18 protein-coding genes are annotated in these 17722 nt (G+C 67.3%); 8 read left to right on the plus strand and 10 right to left on the minus strand.

Going from position 1 to position 17722, the window contains the following annotated elements; genetic code table 11:
• Positions 1-314 precede the first annotated feature (314 nt).
• Positions 315-1688, minus strand: coding sequence for an FAD-binding oxidoreductase (locus tag ACFVDP_RS08255; RefSeq protein ID WP_383485204.1), 1374 nt, complete (start codon positions 1686-1688; stop codon positions 315-317).
• A gap of 281 nt (positions 1689-1969) precedes the next feature.
• Between ACFVDP_RS08255 and ACFVDP_RS08260 the strand changes: the two genes are divergently transcribed.
• Together ACFVDP_RS08260 and ACFVDP_RS08265 are read left to right on the plus strand one after the other, a co-directional pair.
• A complete protein-coding gene (locus ACFVDP_RS08260; protein WP_383485206.1) occupies positions 1970-2311 on the plus strand; it encodes a DUF5713 family protein in 342 nt (113 codons plus the stop codon).
• A 280-nt stretch (positions 2312-2591) separates the two neighbouring features.
• Positions 2592-2993, plus strand: coding sequence for a VOC family protein (locus ACFVDP_RS08265; protein ID WP_383485209.1), 402 nt, complete (start codon positions 2592-2594; stop codon positions 2991-2993).
• 97 nt (positions 2994-3090) lie between these two features.
• Here ACFVDP_RS08265 and ACFVDP_RS08270 read toward each other — a convergent pair whose 3' ends face one another.
• From ACFVDP_RS08270 to ACFVDP_RS08280, 3 genes are all read right to left on the minus strand, one after another.
• Positions 3091-3516: a VOC family protein gene (locus ACFVDP_RS08270; protein WP_383485211.1), complete on the minus strand. Its 426-nt coding sequence runs from the start codon at positions 3514-3516 to the stop codon at positions 3091-3093.
• Positions 3517-3951: 435 nt separating this feature from the next.
• Positions 3952-4122, minus strand: coding sequence for a hypothetical protein (locus ACFVDP_RS08275; protein WP_383485214.1), 171 nt, complete (start codon positions 4120-4122; stop codon positions 3952-3954).
• A gap of 377 nt (positions 4123-4499) precedes the next feature.
• On the minus strand, positions 4500-4835 hold the full coding sequence (locus tag ACFVDP_RS08280) for a hypothetical protein (protein WP_383485216.1): 336 nt from the start codon (positions 4833-4835) through the stop codon (positions 4500-4502).
• Between the two features lie 237 nt (positions 4836-5072).
• Here ACFVDP_RS08280 and ACFVDP_RS08285 point away from each other — a divergent pair, with 237 nt between their 5' ends.
• Positions 5073-6170: an SMI1/KNR4 family protein gene (locus ACFVDP_RS08285; protein WP_383485219.1), complete on the plus strand. Its 1098-nt coding sequence runs from the start codon at positions 5073-5075 to the stop codon at positions 6168-6170.
• Positions 6171-6273: 103 nt separating this feature from the next.
• Here ACFVDP_RS08285 and ACFVDP_RS08290 read toward each other — a convergent pair whose 3' ends face one another.
• Positions 6274-6813 (minus strand): hypothetical protein, encoded by a 540-nt coding sequence (locus ACFVDP_RS08290; protein ID WP_383485222.1) that lies wholly within the window; start codon positions 6811-6813, stop codon positions 6274-6276.
• 418 nt (positions 6814-7231) lie between these two features.
• On the opposite strand from ACFVDP_RS08290, the gene ACFVDP_RS08295 reads away from it, so the two are divergent.
• Positions 7232-8416 carry an alpha/beta hydrolase family protein gene (locus ACFVDP_RS08295; protein WP_383485225.1) on the plus strand — a complete coding sequence of 395 codons (1185 nt, stop codon included), beginning with the start codon at positions 7232-7234 and terminating at the stop codon, positions 8414-8416.
• 209 nt (positions 8417-8625) lie between these two features.
• The gene (locus tag ACFVDP_RS08300) at positions 8626-9384 is read left to right on the plus strand and encodes a DUF4253 domain-containing protein (protein ID WP_383485228.1); all 759 of its coding nucleotides are present in this window, start codon (positions 8626-8628) and stop codon (positions 9382-9384) included.
• Positions 9385-9487: 103 nt separating this feature from the next.
• On the opposite strand, the gene ACFVDP_RS08305 is transcribed toward ACFVDP_RS08300, so the two are convergent.
• The gene (locus ACFVDP_RS08305) at positions 9488-9625 is read right to left on the minus strand and encodes a hypothetical protein (protein ID WP_383485231.1); all 138 of its coding nucleotides are present in this window, start codon (positions 9623-9625) and stop codon (positions 9488-9490) included.
• A 713-nt stretch (positions 9626-10338) separates the two neighbouring features.
• Positions 10339-11004 (minus strand): deoxynucleoside kinase, encoded by a 666-nt coding sequence (locus ACFVDP_RS08310; protein WP_383485234.1) that lies wholly within the window; start codon positions 11002-11004, stop codon positions 10339-10341.
• A gap of 723 nt (positions 11005-11727) precedes the next feature.
• On the opposite strand from ACFVDP_RS08310, the gene ACFVDP_RS08315 reads away from it, so the two are divergent.
• Positions 11728-13002 carry an MFS transporter gene (locus ACFVDP_RS08315; RefSeq protein ID WP_383485236.1) on the plus strand — a complete coding sequence of 425 codons (1275 nt, stop codon included), beginning with the start codon at positions 11728-11730 and terminating at the stop codon, positions 13000-13002.
• A 4-nt stretch (positions 13003-13006) separates the two neighbouring features.
• On the opposite strand, the gene ACFVDP_RS08320 is transcribed toward ACFVDP_RS08315, so the two are convergent.
• A complete protein-coding gene (locus ACFVDP_RS08320) occupies positions 13007-13309 on the minus strand; it encodes an SIP domain-containing protein (protein WP_383485239.1) in 303 nt (100 codons plus the stop codon).
• Between the two features lie 154 nt (positions 13310-13463).
• Complete coding sequence (locus ACFVDP_RS08325) at positions 13464-14522, minus strand: NAD(P)-dependent oxidoreductase (RefSeq protein ID WP_383485242.1); 1059 nt, start codon at positions 14520-14522, stop codon at positions 13464-13466.
• Positions 14523-14767: 245 nt separating this feature from the next.
• On the opposite strand from ACFVDP_RS08325, the gene ACFVDP_RS08330 reads away from it, so the two are divergent.
• Both ACFVDP_RS08330 and ACFVDP_RS08335 read left to right on the plus strand, forming a co-directional pair.
• On the plus strand, positions 14768-15283 hold the full coding sequence (locus ACFVDP_RS08330) for a hypothetical protein (RefSeq protein WP_383485245.1): 516 nt from the start codon (positions 14768-14770) through the stop codon (positions 15281-15283).
• Between the two features lie 193 nt (positions 15284-15476).
• Positions 15477-16241 (plus strand): hypothetical protein, encoded by a 765-nt coding sequence (locus ACFVDP_RS08335; RefSeq protein WP_383485247.1) that lies wholly within the window; start codon positions 15477-15479, stop codon positions 16239-16241.
• 504 nt (positions 16242-16745) lie between these two features.
• Here ACFVDP_RS08335 and ACFVDP_RS08340 read toward each other — a convergent pair.
• Positions 16746-17696: a LysR family transcriptional regulator gene (locus tag ACFVDP_RS08340; RefSeq protein WP_383485250.1), complete on the minus strand. Its 951-nt coding sequence runs from the start codon at positions 17694-17696 to the stop codon at positions 16746-16748.
• Positions 17697-17722: the final 26 nt, after the last annotated feature.

Here is a 17722-nt window from a genome sequence, read left to right on the forward strand (position 1 = left end):
CTTCGACGCCATGGTCCAATTCCGGATGGACACCGGGTCCGCCGGGCGTGTCGCCCTGGTCGGCGACGCCGCATTCTGTGCCGCCCCCACGTCCCCGTGTTTGATCGGCAGACAGCATCCGCTGCGGTTGCGGGTCGGGGCAGGACGGGGGTTGGCCGGCCACCTGTCCCCAGAGGTTCGCCGCCTCCACGGACAGGCTGCGGCGGCTCCCCGGCCGACAGCAGTGCAGCCCCGTCGTGCAGGAGCGAACGGCACGGCCCGTTCATCGGCCCATCGAAACAGATGTCCGCTCGGCACTGCACAGCGGACATCTCTTAAGCGGGATACGTCTGCAGCAATTTGTGGTTGGGGATCGGCGTGGCGGTGAAAACGCCCTGGGGATCGTAGGTCTGCTTCGCGGCGACCAGGCGGGGCGCGTGTGTGCCGTAGGCGTGAGCGATCTGTTCGTCCTGGCCAGGTGCAAGAAAGTTGGGGTAACCGCCGGGCAGGGCGTAAGGCGTCAGTGCGGTGCTGAGGGCATCGGCCCAGTCCCGGTAGGCACCGGCCGGGTCGTGCGGTCCGCGGCCGGCGGAGATCTCGACGACCATGTGTGCGGTGCGCAGGCCGAAGGCGGTGTCGTCGGCTCCCACGCGGGTGGCCGCGCCATGGAACCGGCGCAGTCCGATACCGGCTCCCGGACCGGGGCGTGCCTCGGCGGCGTCGGTCAGTACGTCGATGATGTCGGGTGTGAGTGCGGGGATGGTGCGGGTGCGCAGGTCCCAGTGCATGCCGTGGGGCACGCTCTGGTCGAACTGGGCGAGCAGGTCCTTGAGCGTGGTGGGGGCCACGGTGCTCATCACCGGTGTGCCGAGCCGCAGCGCCTCCTCAAGGGCGGCGTCGGCGCGATGCGGCTCACCGGACCAGACCGGTACGGCCAGCAGGCACGGCCCGACCTCGGGTACCACGGTCATCTCGAAGAGGAGTCCCAGGCCGTCGGGCGCACCGGCGAACAGTTCGGTGCAGCCCGCGAGAACCGTCGCCGCTTCCGCCCAGGGGAAGAGGACCATTCCGCCGGTGAGGCCTCGGTCCGGGTGGAGGCGGATGCGCATGGACGTCACGACGCCGAAGTTTCCGCCTCCACCGCGCAGCGCCCACAGCAGTTCGGGGTCGTCGTCGGTGGAGACGACCTGGCCGTCAGCGAGTACGACCCGGGCACCGAGCAGGTTGTCGGCGGCCAGACCGGCGGTGCCCAGCAATGGGCCGTAGCCTCCGCCGAGGGTGAGGCCGGCCATGCCGACGACACCGGCGGTTCCCGTGGCGACGTTCATCCGGTGCGGTGCGGCGGCCGCGACGAGGTCGCCGGCTCGGCTTCCGCCTCCCGCCACCGCGGTGCCGTCGACGATGCTCACTTCACGCATCGCTTCGAGGTCGATCACCAGGCCGCCGTCGCACAGGGACCTGCCCGCCCAGTCGTGTCCTCCGCCGCGTACGGACAGGCCCACTCCGCTCTGCTGTGCAGCGGTCACGGCAGTGGCCACCTCCGCATCGCTGCGCGGTCGTACGACCAGGGCGGGGCGCACGGTCACCGCACCGTTCCACAATGTCGTCGCATCGGCGTAGGGCCCGTCGCCCTGCCGGAACACACGGTCGTTTCCGAGCCGTTGCGCAAGGCCCCGGGCCAGATCGTCGAGCGACTGTGTGTGAGACATGCCTCCCCCTTCACGGGCGGGTACAGGACGCCCGGTTTCATGTACATCAGCACGTTTCACGTATCAGTGGGAAAGACGTGACCACAGCGTCGGATGGTTCCTCGGTCGAGGACGGTCACGAACTCCGCTGTTGCGGAGCGTTGGTGGTGACGGCCCCCGGGTGGCGTGCACCAGTGAGCGGCCGTACGGGCTGGGCTGGGGCTGGCATCGATGAGGGCATCGTTTGTCAGTGGTGCGATGCATGATCGGCGCGTCAGCTTTTCGTGGAGTAGGGAAGCATCATGCCGATCACAAACCAGCAGGTAGCGGGACACGAGTTTCTGCAGCAGATGTATGTCGACCCGTACTTCCCTGATCACGTGGTCGATCAGGGTAAGGCGATCCTGCTGCAGTTGTGCGAGCGCATTGAGGATGGGAAGCCGGCGAACCTGGAGGCCTTGTACGTACTCACCGAGGCCGCGACGGAGGAGTTCAACCTGCTGGCGAGGGAGTTCGTGGCAGCCGGGAGCGAGATCGAGACGGTCGCGCGGGAGTGGATCTGTGATGAGTTCTGCTTCGTCGCATCGGCGTACGGGTTCACTGACGCGGATGCGGAGGAGCTGACTGCGAGCCGGGACTGGTGAAGGAGGACGGAAAAGCCCCCGCTGATCAGAGCCACACGTGGAGAGCTGCGATCAGCACAGTCGCCTTCTCCTGACTCCCTCGGGAACACGGTGGCCGACGCCGGAACGGTGTGGCGGTCAGGACTGTGATGGCGCCTGTCGCGACGACCTGTGAACATTGTCTGATGTGGCACTAGTTCAGATGTCACCTGCCCGTGAAGCAGACCCATTTCTTGTCGCGAGAAGATCGCTCGATCCGACCTCTATACGTGGCTCTCCCGCTCGCAGATCCTTTGTAGCTGTGACAGACACGGCGAGCACTACCTCATGGCCCACAGGCATCAGCGCGATCACCCTCTTCGTCGAGGATCTGGACGCCACGAAGCGGTTCTACCGGGAGGTCTTCGGACTTCCGGTGGCCTTAGAGGATGGCAACTCAGCTGTCTTCGAATTCGGCAACACCATGATCAACCTGCTGAAGGCCACCGCTGCACGCGATCTCATCGCTCCCGCTCGCATTGCCCAGGCTGAGGCCGGCTCGCGTCTCCAACTCACCCTGCCGGTGGACGATGTGGACGCGATGTGCAAGGAACTGGCCGCCCGCGGGGTCACCTTGCTCAACGGCCCCATGGACCGCCCTTGGGGCATACGGACCGCCAGCTTCCGTGATCCCGGCGGTCACATCTGGGAAATCGCCCGGTGACTGCGTCGCCCGACTTCGCGATCCCGACAGTCCTGTCGTTCTTGCACGGACAGCGCCGCGGCGCCCTCGGCATACTCCACTGCTTCCGGGCAGATGCTCACTGGTGGGCGACAAGTTCGATCTCGAAGCCGTCGGTGTTCTCCAGGTAGGCGGCGTGTTGGTGGGTTCCGCCGGCGTGGGGGTGGAGGTCGGGGAAGAGCAGGCTCCAGCCGTGGTCGAGTGCCTTCTGGGTCAGGGTGTCGACTTCGTCGGCGGTGGGGACGTGGAAGGCGAGGTGGTTGAGTCCGGGCGCGCACCGGTCGTGGCGGTGGCGGGTGAGGGCGGGTGACTGTTCGAAGACGAGGTAGGTGTGTTCCAGGCCCCAGCTGCAGCCGTTGTCCCAGTTCTGGTGGAGCGTGTAGCCGAGGCTTTCCAGGAGCCGGCCCCACTGGGCGATGGCCCGTGTGAGGTCGGGGACCCAGATCTCGACGTGATGGAGGGTGCCGGCCGTGGGCGTGCGGGGGGTGTCGGCGGGGCGGGGCATGGGGGGGGGTGTCTCCTCGGTATCGGTCTGACGTGGGGCGCGGGCAGGCTATACCGAACGGGCACATTCCTTTGAGGTCTAGGTATGGCGGCCAGTCATATGTCCCACAGCTAAGGGAAGTTCACTATTCGGGTGACTGGTCCGTGATTTTCGGCGGCATGGTCGTCAGGCTCACAGTTCGGATCCCTATACAACGTGTCCCGACGGCGTGCTGGTGCAATCGACTAGTGCGCACTCGGCCGGGTCGGTCTTGCCTGCCGAGAGCTGCCACAGGAGAGCGCACTCCGAGACAGCTCCGCGGACCAGGAGTACACGGCTCTCGAGGGCGACCACCGCACCCGCGATCACTGGATCCATCAACGGCGTCAAATCCCGCTCACCTTGCCCCCGCGGCACCACAGTCGGCCCGACTCGGAAGGGGCCACGAGGGTTGTGTCAGAAGCTTCCGATGATCAGCCATGCCGCGATGCCGAGCACCACCAGATACCCGCCGATCGACACCACCTTGCCGGCAGTCTCGTTGCCCGAGCCCTCCAGCCAGTGGCCCGCCAGCCCGACCAGCGGAGCACCGAACACGATCAACAAAAGCCCGATCAAGAAGTCCATCCGTATCCCCCGCCCCCGTACCGATCTCTCTCCAGTGATCGAGGAGCGATCGTAAAGCCCCAGCACGCCGAGCACCACACCCACAGGTAAACCCAACTCGCCCTCTGAGTAACAGCCTTCACCACATAAGGTGCGCCTCTTCCGACACCATCGCATTCAACGAGCATCTGGAGCCCCTGGTAGACCGACGGCCACCGCCTGTGTCCGGTGTCCGAGTCCTACGGCAATTGCCCACAAGGTGACCTGTGAGGCCGCATGCCGCCGTCGGTCCCCGGATCTCGCGACTCGCGTCACAGGACACGGCGCCGACCAGCAGGGCCCCAGGCTGTCTCACGCGGTGACCAAAGAATCCCTGTCGCACGGCGGGTGGCATTCCCTCACGGCCCGTACGACCCGTTCCGCGCCGCCCGATCTGTGATCCGTCGGCGGGCAGCGTTCCATACCTCTTCGAACTCCTCGCAGGTCAGCGGTTGCGGATCGTGTCCTTCCCACTCCGAGACCGGCAGTTCCGCCGTGCCTCCGAACATGCTGCCGTACTCGGCCAGACGACCGGCCTCGCGAGCCTGCTCCCATTCGAGGAGGGCGGCGGCCGCGATAGGAGTCAGCTCCGGTCCTTGGAGCTCGAGCTGCCGAATCACCCAGCTTTCCGAGTCGAGCTCGAAGTAGAACCAGACGTCTTCCTCGTCCCAGTAACAACGCATCCATGAGGTCACCCATCCATGATGAGGGACCCAGCAGCGCAGGTGTCGGGAGTACCTGCCCAGCTGCTAGCGCCGCCGGAGGACGCGCAACGAAGGGCTTTGGCGACGGAGACCGGATGGACCAGCGGAAGCCTACGGCGGGGCGGACGTGGCTTCTCACTGCTCAACACCGCCACATCTCACGGCCCCTTATATGGCTCTCGGGCCCCGCTGTGAGAAGGGCCGCGGCGCAATGCGAGCGTGGTGACCATGACCACTGACGCACCAGCAGGCGAGCGAGTCACCCGGGCATGGAGCCGGATCATGGAGTGGCTGGCCGAGTACGCCCCGCCCTCGTACGCGGCCCTCAAGCCCGGCGCCTCCGACGACCAGATCACAGCTCTGGAAGAAGCCCTCGGCGTGAGCGTTCCGGAGGAGTTGAGCGCCATGTGGAGGCTGTCCGCCGGCGAGGACGGCGTAGACGGATCCGGGCTCATGCTGGGCGCCTGGGCCCTGATGCCGCTCGACGCCGTGATGGAGGTACACCAAATGCAGATGCGCATCCAGGAGGAGAACGGTCAGGACGAGGATTCCATGGTGCTGTGGAAACCATCTTGGATACCGTTCTGCTCCTTCAGCCCCGCCGACACCGTCCACGGCCTCTACCTGGACGGTGAGAGCGGGGAGGTGCGCAAGTGGACCAGGTTCGGGGAGCGCGAGCGGGAGTACGAGTCGCTGCCCGCCTACCTGGAACTCATGGCGGTCAGCCTGGAAGCCCCCTTGGCGGCGGCCGGCCCGGAGAAGCCCGGCATGATGGGCGGCGCCCTGGTGTGGGGAGACCCTCCGAACACGGAGGACAAGAACCAGTGGGCGCACCACCTTGGCCAGGCCTCGCCGCGCCATCCTGCGAAGACTCTCGGCGCGATCCGGGAGGCCTTGCCCGGTGATGAACGTGCGGAGTTCGACCAGCGGCGCGATGCCTTGGACTTGGCCGACTCCGAGGCCGTCACCGCCTTTCGTGACTACTGGTGGGAACGTGCCGTGCAGGTCCAGGAGGAACTGGAGAACGACGTTGCCGCCGCGCTGGGCGGGAACGTCATGGTCAGTCCCGGCCGCAAGCTGGCACCGGAGTACGAGGCCAGGCTGCCGCCCACCATCCGCCACCGCCCGCCGTCCCTGGACGACATCCACACCGCCCTGCGCCACGAGAGCATCCGCGCACGATTCAATCAGGACCTCATGAACGCGATCCCGCCGCACTATCCGGCGCTGTTGCTGCGATGGTGGGACATCGCCCGCCTGCTGGCCGACCCTCGCGGCGATCGCGCCGTTCGCGCTGTCATCAACGGCCGCCGAGCATCGGACTAGCCCCGCCCCGTATGGGCCGGTGCCATATCGGTTCGGCCTGGTCACTTCCCTGAACTTCGATTTGGAGCCTGCCTGTTGGGATGCCCTGGTTATGGCCGGCCGGTCACGGCAGCAGTCGACGGGTATGGGTCCAAGCCGCCAGTTGATCGTGGGTGCGTCCAGGTTTCAGGTAGCCGAGCAGGATCTCCAGATGGGCCGTCAGGTTCTTGTGCCAACGAAGCTGGTGGATCTGCTCGATGGCCAGATCGCGCCATCCGTCGGCGAGGACGGCCGCCTGTGCAGGTGTGATCGTCAGCGCGTCAAGCGTGTCGGTCGCCAGCGCGTCGGGGCTCCAGTCGGGGTCCGTGTCGTCGGGACCCAGCCTGTCGATCACCCACATCCGGAGCATGAAGTCCTGCTGGGTGACCGGCATCAGGTGTCCCTCGCCGTCGGCGAGCATGAGCCGGTTGGCGAACAACGAAAGCTTCGCCCACTGGCGGCGGGCTTCTTGTGGGTGGGCTGAGTCGTAGGCACGTCCCTGCGCCGCGACGCGTACTGTCTCAAGCTGCCGGCCACGGGCGTTCTGGACGAACCTCTGCATCTGGTCGAGTGTCCACGTGGCCGGATCACGTCCGAGGTCTTCGCGGTCTGCGTCGCCACTCACGGTCCTTACTCCTGTTCGTAGGGGGCCTGGCGGTAGCGGGGCTGGGGTCAGGAGCCGTTGGTGCTCGGGGCAGCGTCTTCGACCGTCCCGGCGCCGCCCAGATCACCGCGCGCCTCGGCGTCGCACTCACCGAAGCGATCACGCGCGTCGCCGGCGATGACCTCCACGCCGGCACCATGGTCGAACTCGTGGCGTCACCGCCAGAACGTACCTTCGTCGGCGGCGCCCTCGCCGTGTGACCCCGGTTCGGGCCGGAAGCTGAGAATGCATTCCTGGCCGAAGGCCAGAGGATGCCGTGTGCGTTCGTCCACCCTGACCTGCGGGTGCAATCCGGCCCACCGGGGTCAGCCTTCGGTCGCACGCCGAATACCGCTGTGGACGGACGATCGGGAAGCGGACGAGTCCTAGCTTCGGTTCCATGACCACAAGATCTCGCCGGGCTGCTCTGGCCACTCTGCTCACTTTCGGACTGTCCGCTCCGCTCCTGGGTGCCGCCTCCACCTCCTCGACTCACAGTCGGCCATTATCGGACCGGGGCGCGGATGGGTGCGAGTTGGCTTTACCGCCTCCCGCCGGCCCGTACCCGGTAGGCCGCCGCGTCCTGCACCTGGTCGACCGGCATCGTGCCGACCCGTGGGTATCGATGGCCGCGAACCGGGAGCTGATGGTGTCCGTGTCCTACCCGGCACGCTCGACCGGTGGTCGACGAGCGGCGTACATGGCCGTCGACGAGGCACAACTCCTTCTGGAGGCCAGAGGACTTGGCGGGGTCGTTCCGGCTGCAACCGTAGCCGGAACCCGTACCCACGCGCAGGTCTCGGCTTCTCCCGCGTCGGGGCGCTTTCCCTTGGTGCTGCTTTCGCCTGGGTTCTCGATGCCGCGCAGCACGCTCACCGCGCTGGCCGACGATCTGGCCGGCCGCGGCTACGTCGTCGCGTCCGTGGATCACGCCTACGAATCTGTCGGCACGCAATTCCCGGGAGGCCGGATCCTGACGTGCGCGGCCTGCGAGCAGGTCAACACGCCCGCGCAGGAGGCGTTGGCCGTGCGTGGCCGGGCTGCGGATCTGTCCTATGTGATCGACGAACTGACGAGCTATCAGCGCACCAGGGTCCTGTCGGGCATGATCGACCCTCGCCGTATCGGGATCGCCGGGCATTCGATCGGTGGAGCGGCTGCCGCGGCCACCATGGCCGCGGACCCCCGCGTACGTGCCGGAGTCGATCTTGACGGTGACTTCTTCGTCCACCCCGCCGGAGCAGGGCTCGGCCGCCGCCCGTTCATGATGCTCGGCGCCGACTCCACGCACGGTCCCGACGGCCACGACACCGACTGGCCTGAAGCCTGGAGCCACCTGCACGGCTGGAAACGGTGGCTGACGGTGACCGGTGCCGAGCACTTCTCCTTCACCGACCTTCCCTATCTGGCGGACCAGTTGGGCCTGTCGGATCCAGCCGTACCGCTCTCGGGCGTGCGCGGGTGGTCGATCACTCGCGACTACGTGACCGCCTTCTTCGACCGCCATCTGCGGGAGCTGCCACGGCCGATCCTCGACGGCCCCACAGCCTCCGAGCCTGAGGTCATGTTCCGGGACGGGGTGTAGGAGGCATCCACTGAAGCCTCCAGTGGCAGGTACGCATCCCACCCGTCCCACCGCACGCCCAGTGACGTCAATACAGGGGCTGTGGTCCAGCTTCCGCCAGGCCCACCTGCCAACCATGCACGAGATCGTTAGGGTGTGCGCCATGAAAGGCGGGACACCTGACCGGATTGCTCGCCGATTCCGCTGAGGGTCGCCTTCCGCCCGGTCGGATGGTCACGTCCGATGAAGGTGACGGAAACGTACAGCCCCTGTGGCTCAGTGGCGGACCGGCCGAGATCGCGTTGTGGACGCAGATGCAGGCCGAACACACACGCTCCGGCCTATGGCCGCTGCTGCTCGACTCGCAGGATCCGAACGGCGGCGTCTTCCGACCGTGGGGATCCGGAGAGCTCTATCCCGAGCAGATGTCCTCCCCGGCGAGCCATGACTCTGCCGGCCTTCTGGCACGGTGGTGGGACACCTACGTAGCGGTCGACGAGGACGACATGCTGGACGCCGACAGACGCCTCGCCGTCACGGCTCCCTTCGGGCAGACCTGGCCCGGGCTCGCGCCCAGCAGGGAGATGGCACCGAACCCCGATCAGCTGGCCGCCGAGTTCGCGCAATGGTTTCTCGCCGACCGCCCCCAGACACGTCTGGGGCTCGTCGCCGCAGCATCCGGTGCCGAGGCGCTGGCGACCATGGGCTGGGCCGGCCCCTGCAACTACGACAACGACACCGCGAAATTCTCCGCGGTCATCCGAGATTGGGAGCACCGGTTCGGTGCTCGTGTCGTCGCGGTCGGCTTCTCCACTCTGCACCTCAGCGTCGCCGCGCCACCGGTAAGCGAGTACGAAGCTCTCCTGGTCGCGGCAGAGCACTTCGCCTTCTGCCCGGACAACATCTGGCAGGGCAGTAGGCCGTACACCCTGGCCGCATACGCCGAGCAGATCACCAGTGCCCACCACTGGGACTTCTGGTGGGACTGATCCGCTCCCCGGAAGTCGTTCGACCGAGAAGTGGCCTTCGGGAGTGCGGTGCTGGGCTTCAGGCGGCGGACAGTCTGTGCCGCCAGTGACTGCAGCCGCCGGATCAGAAGCGCTCACGGCGTCGCGCGTCGGCAATCGTGAGCACCGCGATCAGCAGCCTGAACGCCTCGCGGCGTTCGTCGAGAGGTGCGAATCCGACGATCATCCCGAGTTGCACGTCGATCCGGCCTCGTGAGTCCAACCCAGAGGACAAAAAGCGGTGACGGCGCACTGAACTTGCCCAGAATCGGAAAACGATCAACGCTCAGCGTCCCAGTGAGCTGATCTGTGCGGGGCGGTGCGCGTACAAGAAATGCGCACCGCCCCGCACACATCAGCCCCGCGTCAGCCGCCGATGGATCCCATGACGCCGCCGCGATTTCGACTGCGAACAGCCCGTTCGCCTGCCTTGCACACCTCGTCAGGCGGGGCGCCTCGCGACATGGCTTTTGCTTCGGCGTTCGCACGCAGAGTCGCTATGCGTGCGTCCCGCCTCTCCTTGAGCTTCGCGATGAATGACATGGCCTCCGCGTTCCCGCACGCACTACCAGCAAACAGACACCACCTCGAACACGCGGTTCGCGCAGAGTCGCGCTAACTGCGGGAGAGGTCTGCCCCCCACTGCAGCAACACCAGACCGCGGTGGCACAACCTGGCCCTGGAGCCCGCCTACCGCGACGACATCAGCGCGGACCTCGAGGCGGACCGCCAGCAGGAACTGGCTGTCATGCCAGTACCGCGCCGCCGCTGACGCCGCGCCACACCCACGGCTGCCTAAGGACGTATTCGTGCCGCGCTCGGAATCATGCCGCGTCGCGCCCTGGCCGACAGGTCACACGTGCCTCGGTATCCCGGCCGCCGGTCCATACGATCCCCTCGGACGTTCGAGTGGGAGGCCTGGGGATCCGGGGCAGGTCATGCCACCGGGCGTCGAGCCTGTGCCAGGGCATCCCTGACCGCGCGGACCACTCGGGCCGCATCCTCGGGGTTGTTCACCACGTCGGTTTTGTTCATGTCGATCGCGAGGACCTCGCTGGCCGAGTAGTGCTGGTGCACCCAGTCGTCGTAGCCGGACCAGAGGGTCCGGTAGTACTCGATGAGGCTCGCGTCCTGTTCGAAGGTGCGGCCCCGCAGGCCGATCCTGTGCAGCACGGTCTCGAAGTCCGCCTGCAGGTAGATCATGAGGTCCGGCGCCTTGCGGTAGGGCAGGCCTTCGATCTCGCGCATCATCTCGTCGAGCAAGCCCTCGTACACCCGCATTTCGAGGGAGCTGATGCGGCCCAGATCGTGGTTGACCTTGGCGAAGTACCAGTCCTCGTAGATGGAACGGTCGAGGACGTTGTCGCCCTTCTTATATGCCTCCTTGATCGAGGCAAACCGTGTCTGCAGGAAGTGGAGCTGCAGCAGGAAGGGGTACCGCTTGGCCTGGATCTCCTCGGGAGTCGCCGTGTAGAAGAGCGGCAAGATCGGGTTGTCCTCGACGCTCTCGTAGAAGACGTCGCTGCCCAGGTCCTTGGCGATCAGTTCGGCGACGCTCGTCTTGCCGATCCCGATCATGCCTCCGACGCAAATCACCGGCATCCCTCGCTTCTCCCCCGGGGGTCGTCTGCCACGTGCGGAACCATCACCCCACGAGCCCCCGTGCAGCTTAGTGGGCGTTGGTTCGGCGTTGTCTGTTTGGTCTGGTGTTAGGTGTCACGCCAGGTGGGGAATTTTTCGTGGGTGAGGCAGCAGGTAACGAGATCGATGGCCGCGATTTGGATCATGGCGGCGGAGCGGTGGGGGTGTCATTAAACGTCGCGGACGAAGCGCCGGTGCTGCCCGAGAGTCGCCGCTGTCAGCCCATGTAGCCTCCGGCGAAGGTCCTCGACACCGCACCTACCCGTAGTGGCGGTTGAGCTCTGCCTTTGATGCGAGAGGGCCCCTCGCGCGTACAGCTCGACGAGCCGTTCCCTGGCTGCGTCGCCCTGTGTGCGGAAACCGGTCTCTTCTCGCTGCTTGCCGGCCGCATCGCGGTACCGGATGAAGTGGGAGTGCCGGCAACGCGTGGGCTGGCTGCAGCCGCACGGCTCGGCGAAGGTGCCCATGCCGCGGGCGAGCTGCTCAGGGATGTAAGGCAATGTACCGACCTCGGGCTCGTGCTGACTTTTTGCTGACTCAGCGCCCGTAAGTTTGGTTTTGATCTACGGCCGCACCAAACGGCACAGCCGGTCGGCTGCGGGGGGGGCGACGCGGGTGAAGGCAAAGTGTCGGCTGCCTCAACCTGCGCTTGAACAGGGGCTCTCCTGGGAACGGGACAGGATCATGACAGAAACCGCCACGACCGCTACCCGCCCCGCTCACCCTGTCCGCCAACTCCTCGCCGCCTCCGTCGGCAACGCCGTCGAGTGGTACGACTGGTACGCGTACACGTTCCTGGCGACATACATTGCCGATCAGGTCTTTCCCAAGAGCACCGGCAACTCGCTCGTCCCGCTGCTGTCGACGTTCGCCGTCTTCGCCGTCGGGTTCTTCATGCGGCCCGTCGGCGGTCTGTTGATGGGCGCGGTCGCGGACCGGCACGGCCGCCGTGCCGCGCTCACGGTGACCATCCTGCTCATGGGCGGCAGCAGTCTGCTGGTCGGCATCACACCGACGTACGCGGCCGTGGGCGTCCTCGCTCCGATCGTCCTGGTGTTGGCCCGGCTGCTCCAGGGCCTCTCTGTGGGCGGCGAGTTCGCGGCGTCGACGACCTTTCTCGTGGAATCGGCGGGCCCTGGCCGGCGCGGGCTGTTCTCGTCCTTCCAGTATGTGTCCACGTCGATCGGCCAGTTGATCGCGTCGGGCATTGCCGCACTTCTGGTGAGCGTCCTCGCCGACGGACAGATGGACGGCTGGGGCTGGCGAGTGCCGTTCCTGGCAGGGTCCGTGCTCAGCCTCGTCGGGTTCTGGATCCGACAGGGCGCGCAAGAGACCCGCAGCGAGCGCCACGAGCGGCCCGGCCTCTTCGACGCGCTGCGTCATCACCCGCGCCAGTCGCTCCTCATCTGCGGCATCACGGCGGGCGGCACGCTCGCGTACTACACATGGACGTCGTACCTGCCGACGTACGCGGAGCTGAACACGGACATCGACAAGTCGCAGGCGCTGCTCGCGGGCACGATCTCGCTGGCGTTCTTCGCGCTGCTGCAGCCGGTGGGCGGGCTGCTCTCCGACCGCTTCGGCCGCAAGCCGCTGCTGCTGTTCTTCGGGCTCGGGTTCGCGCTTCTGAGCGTGCCGCTGCTGCACGCGCTGACAGGGTCGTTCGGTTCGCTGCTGCTGACGCAGTGCGCGGGCATGGTGCTGCTCACCGGCTTCACGTCGATCTCGGCGGCGGTCAACGCCGAGGTGTTCCCGGCTCGGGTGCGGGCGGCCGGGATCGGGTTCCCCTACTCACTGACGGTGGCGCTGTTCGGCGGCACGGCACCGTACATGGGCACCTGGTTCAAGGAGATCGGGCACAGCGGCCTGTTCCCGTGGTACGTCGCCGTCCTGTGCCTCGTGTCGTCCGCGGTGTATCTGCGGCTGCCGGAGAGCGCGCACCGGGAGCTTGACCGCTGAGCAGTCAGTACTTCCAGTAGCCGTAGAACATGATGTGGTCCTTCGGCGCGCCCTGCGTCACCCAGTGGCGGCGCAGGCCGGTGGCGAGGCCTGACTCGCCGACCACCCAGCCATAGAACGGGCCTTCAGGGAGCGGGAGTTCGCGGGCGCGGGCCAGTGCCGCCGCTTCCGGCACCGGCGGGCCGACGTGACGCCACGTGCATCCGCGGCCGAGCCTGGATGCCGGGTACGAGTACAGCGTGGTCCGCCTTGGCCTGAAGACCCGTGCGCCCACCGCCGGGATCGCCAAGCGCGGCGCGAAGACCACGATCCATGCTGACGGATACTCAGGGGCCGAGCGTACGAGCTTCTGGATGCACGACTTCGGCCAGCTCCGCCGCTGCGGCGAACGGCTCAGAACTACGGGCAGTGGTACGCCCGGCTTTGTGGGGCGGCGGGCCTCATCGCGTTGACTGTGACCGTCACGCTGTCACCACAGGTACGCCGTCCGGGCGGTCGGCGAGCAGGGCCGCGATGTGGTCCGCGCAGCGAAGGGCGGCCGTGGCCATGGCGTTCCTGGTCATTCCGGCGACGTGCGGGGTCAGCAGGGCGTTGGGCAGACCGGCGAGCGGCGAGGTGAAGGCGGCGTGCTCGTGCTCGAAGGTGTCGATGGCGGCCGCCACGAGCGGGTGTGCGGGGTCGCGCAGTGCCTCGGCCAGCGCGTGTTCGTCCACGATCCCACCCCGCGCAGTGTTCAGCAGGATCGCTCCCGGACGCATCAACGCCAGCTCCGCCCGCCCGATCAGCCCTCGAGTCTGCGAAGTGAGTGGCAGGTGGAGGGAGACCACGTCACTGGTCGCCAGCAGTGACGTGAGGGAGCAGGCCCCGGGCACCGATGCCTTGGCCGGGCGCCGTGAGAGGGCCTGGACCTGCATGCCCAGGGCGGTCGCCCGCTCGGCCAGTGCCAGGCCGATCCGGCCCAGCCCCACGATGCCCAGGGTCAGCTCCGACAGCTCCACCGCCGGTGCGGCCGGCGTGCGCCAACTACACGCGTGTGAGGCCTCGTTGTAGGCAGAGAGATCTCGGGTCAGGGTCAGTAGCTGGGCCAGGGTGAACTCGGCGACTGCGTTCGCGTTGGACCCCGGTGTATGGGTGACCGCGACTCCGTGGCGGGCCGCGGCCGCCAACTCGACATGATCGGTGCCCGCCCCGGCCCTCCCGACCACGCGGAGCCGGTTGGCCAGCATGGTGTCGGTCGCCGCAGCCAGGAACGCGGCGCGCAGCGGCACACCGGCACGGGACTTGACCGCGTGGTAGCCGCGCCCGTCGCGGACGGTCTCGGCGAGCAGCGCGGACTCGTCGAAGGCATCGAAGTCGGTGAAATCCATCCGGCCCGCCCAGGCAGCGCGTGCCCCGGCGTGATCGGCGACCCGCCGGAGATTCAGCGTGACGGCCAGCCCGTGGCCGAGCAGACGCTCCAGTTCCCGAGCAAGCAACTCACCCGGAGCCGCGTCCAGCAGCAGGACTCGGGCCCGCTCCATAGAACTCCCCCTTCGCTGCACGGACCCTACTTCGGTCCAGGGCAGGCCAGGGAGGGACCCGTGTCCAGTCCGAGCCGGTCGTTATGTGCGAGGCAGGCGATCTGGCACCCGGGCTCGGCGACATCGTCGGCAGGGGCGGCGACGGTGCGGTGGCCTGCCGCACCGGCTCGGCAGGGACCCGGATAAAGTCCGCCCTTGATCAAGAGCCCCGGACGACGGGGCCCTGGTGCGAGGGTGGGGACGCAATGACCGAGGCGCCGGCCGGGACAACATGGCAGCTGACGGACGACGAGGGCGGAAAACTGGCGGGGCGCTGGTGGAAGTGGGCGCTGTCGGCGCCGAAGGAACTCAGCCCCGTTCGGGACAAGACCGGTGAGCACGCCGGGTGGAAGCAGCCGCGCGACCTGTGGTTCCTGGCGGGGACGTACGGCGGCAAGGTGGTGCGCACCTGCGAGATACCGGCCGGGCGCCCGCTCTTCTTCCCAGTGATCAACATGCAGCACACGCACAGCCACTCTGCGACGCCGTTGACCATGCCGGTGGCCGAAGCGACCGCCCACCTGAACGGGGTGGAGCTGATCCTGTCGCAGTTCGCGGGCTCCTTCCGTACCGGATTCACCCGGCGGCACACCTGGGGCCTGTGGGGCGCGGTGGACCCACTCGTGCCCGGCCAGTACGTCCTGGAGATCAAGGCCGACACAGGCCAGGGGTTCTGGGTGGACACCACGTACCACCTCACGGCCGTGGAGCACCTCGCCTGAGGCCCTGAGGTCCTGAGGTCCTGAGGTCCTGAGGCATCCTGCGCGCAACAGGGTGCATCGCCTCGTGCGGGGCGAAGGTCGTCTGATGCCCGATCGTGATCACCGGGTGTACAACTCCTTGTGGATCCCAGCTGTCTGAAAGGCGCCGGAGGATGAGCCTCCGGCGTCTTCCTGTAACGAGATCGGGGATCAGGTGGGGAAGAAGGTCTGGAGAGCTGTCGTGGCAGGTGGCGCGGCGGCGGTGTTCACGGCGATGGCCGCGGGGCCGGCCGGGGCTGCCGAGGGTGGGGTCTCGTTCACCCGTGTCCAGGTGAACGGCGGCAAGCCGATCGTGATCGGGGTGTCGAAGGAGGTCGCGGTGCCCACCTCCTTCCGGATGGCCACCACCCACAAGTGGAAGTGGCCGGCGGTGTTCCTGTACCGCGGCAGTGCGGATGATCGACTGTGGCACGCCATCGAGACGAGCGACTGCATCAGGGTGAGCTCGAGCGTCTGCGACATCAAGGAGACGATGTACTTCGACCCGAGCGAATGGGACATGCGCAACAGCGAGGCCGGAGCCTGGAAGGTCGCGGCCGAGGTGCACTTCGAGGGTGGCGGCGGTGACACCGACGACGAGGGCCTCACGGCCTACGTCAAGCGCAACTCCCGCCTGACCGTCAACGCCTCGCCCGAACCGGTGTCCAAGGGCAAGACCATCACCGTGACCGGAAAGGTCACGCGGGCCGACTGGCAGACCAGGAAGTACGTCTCCTACGCGGGCCGCCTGGTGAGCCTGCAGTTCAAGCCCACCGGCGCCACCTCCTACACCACGGTGAAAAAGGTGTACGCGAACGGCTCGGGTAATCTCAAGACGACCGTGAAGGCGTCCAAGACGGGCACGTGGCGCTGGGTGTACTACGGCAACACCACCACCGGGCCGTCGACTTCGGCCGGGGACAACGTCGTAGTGAGATGACTTATTGCCGGGGCTGCCTCTTGAGCTGCTCGGCAATCCGCTCATCGCCATGAGCACCAGAGGCACGGGCCGGCCGGTATGGCGGGCTGCAGCCTGCTCGGTGAGCAGCTCCCGGTACAGCGCGCCGCGTTCCCGAACCACCCGGAAGGCAGGCTGCTCCAGGTCGCTGTCGGCGAGATCGACTGTCACCATGTTGGACAAGCACGGAGTACTGGGGTCCGCTCTGCGGACCTCAGTATTCAGGTCAGCCGCCCTGGTCGGTCGGCCGCAACCGTGTCGGGCTTTGCGTCCCTCGATGAGGGCGGAGCCGAACTCCCGGTTGATGAAGGTGAGTCCGAAGTCGTCGGCGCTGAAGGCCTCGTTGCCGTTCCGCGACAGGGTTTCGCCCGAGGCGGGAATCACCCAGTCCGCGCCGTCGGAGGCAGCCCCGCGTGGCTCGTAAGGCCGCTTGTCGTCGTCAGCCCGGCGGGCGAGCCGGGAACCACCCATGCCGCGTCCTCGCCCTCAACCGTGCCGCCCGCGAGGTCCGCCCTGAGCTCGTGCCTCAACCTCGCAGGCGACTGCCGCGGCCGCCTCGATGAAGGCGGCCGCGGCATCACTGAGCGGCCGGTGTCGATGCCAGGCGATGCCAATGACCCGAGGGCTGACCCTCGCAGGCTCAAGGACCCGAATACCGGTCGTACAGGGGCCCAGTGCCATGCGCGGGACAAACGCGACCCCGTAGTTCTGCGCGGCCAGGCTGAGCAGCGTCGCGGTGCTGTTGCTTCGGAACACCACCCGGTCCGCGTAGCCGGGGCGACCCAACCGTGACTCCATGGAGTGCACGGGACGCAGATCGGCGTAGGTCGTCAGCGCGACGTCCGGGTAGTCGTCGAGGACGACGGGTTCGATCGCGTTCGCCATAGGTGAGTCCTCGGCCGCGACGAGGACATAGGGGTCCTCGAGGAGTGCGCGCGCCGCGAAGGGGCCCTCGGTCAGCGGAAATACGACGAAGGTCAGGTCGAGGTCGTCCTGCTGGACCTGATCGAGCAGGTCGCCGTCGTCGGGCAGCTCGGTGAGCTTCACTTGAATCTTGGGAAAATCCCGCCTGAAGGCCGCGAGAGCAGGTGGCAGCAGATGGGCGCCCACGCTCTCGTAGCAGCCGACGCGCAGGACCCCGGCCGTGCCGTCGGAGAGCGCCGCGACGTCAGCTGCGATCTGCTGCAGCGTCATGGTGAGGGTGTCCGCGTGCTGCATCAGTACCCGCCCCGCGGGCGTGAGCGACAGGGCCCTGCCGCCGGAGGAACGGTTCACGACCTGGTGGTTGATCAGGGTCTCCAGCCGGACGATCTGCTGGCTGACCGCCGACTGCGTGTAGCCGAGGGACTCCGCCGCGGCCGTGAAGGATCCCGTGCGCACTACCTCGGCGAGCGTCACGAAGTGACGGATGTCCAAGCGCGCCCAGAGCTGTGTCACCGTAACCCCCATAAGCAAAATGAATG

The sequence above is a fragment of the Streptomyces sp. NPDC057694 genome (assembly GCF_042799415.1).
Classification (GTDB): Bacteria; Actinomycetota; Actinomycetes; order Streptomycetales; family Streptomycetaceae; genus Streptomyces.

Coding starts and splice junctions, on each gene's coding strand:
- ACFVDP_RS08315 (WP_383485236.1), top strand. CDS start 11,728: ATGACAGAAACCGCCACGACCGCTACCCGCCCCGCTCACCCTGTCCGC.
- ACFVDP_RS08260 (WP_383485206.1), top strand. CDS start 1,970: ATGCCGATCACAAACCAGCAGGTAGCGGGACACGAGTTTCTGCAGCAG.
- ACFVDP_RS08300 (WP_383485228.1), top strand. CDS start 8,626: ATGGTCACGTCCGATGAAGGTGACGGAAACGTACAGCCCCTGTGGCTC.
- ACFVDP_RS08295 (WP_383485225.1), top strand. CDS start 7,232: ATGACCACAAGATCTCGCCGGGCTGCTCTGGCCACTCTGCTCACTTTC.
- ACFVDP_RS08285 (WP_383485219.1), top strand. CDS start 5,073: ATGACCACTGACGCACCAGCAGGCGAGCGAGTCACCCGGGCATGGAGC.
- ACFVDP_RS08255 (WP_383485204.1), bottom strand. CDS start 1,688: ATGTCTCACACACAGTCGCTCGACGATCTGGCCCGGGGCCTTGCGCAA.
- ACFVDP_RS08275 (WP_383485214.1), bottom strand. CDS start 4,122: ATGGACTTCTTGATCGGGCTTTTGTTGATCGTGTTCGGTGCTCCGCTG.
- ACFVDP_RS08325 (WP_383485242.1), bottom strand. CDS start 14,522: ATGGAGCGGGCCCGAGTCCTGCTGCTGGACGCGGCTCCGGGTGAGTTG.
- ACFVDP_RS08310 (WP_383485234.1), bottom strand. CDS start 11,004: ATGCCGGTGATTTGCGTCGGAGGCATGATCGGGATCGGCAAGACGAGC.
- ACFVDP_RS08270 (WP_383485211.1), bottom strand. CDS start 3,516: ATGCCCCGCCCCGCCGACACCCCCCGCACGCCCACGGCCGGCACCCTC.
- ACFVDP_RS08330 (WP_383485245.1), top strand. CDS start 14,768: ATGACCGAGGCGCCGGCCGGGACAACATGGCAGCTGACGGACGACGAG.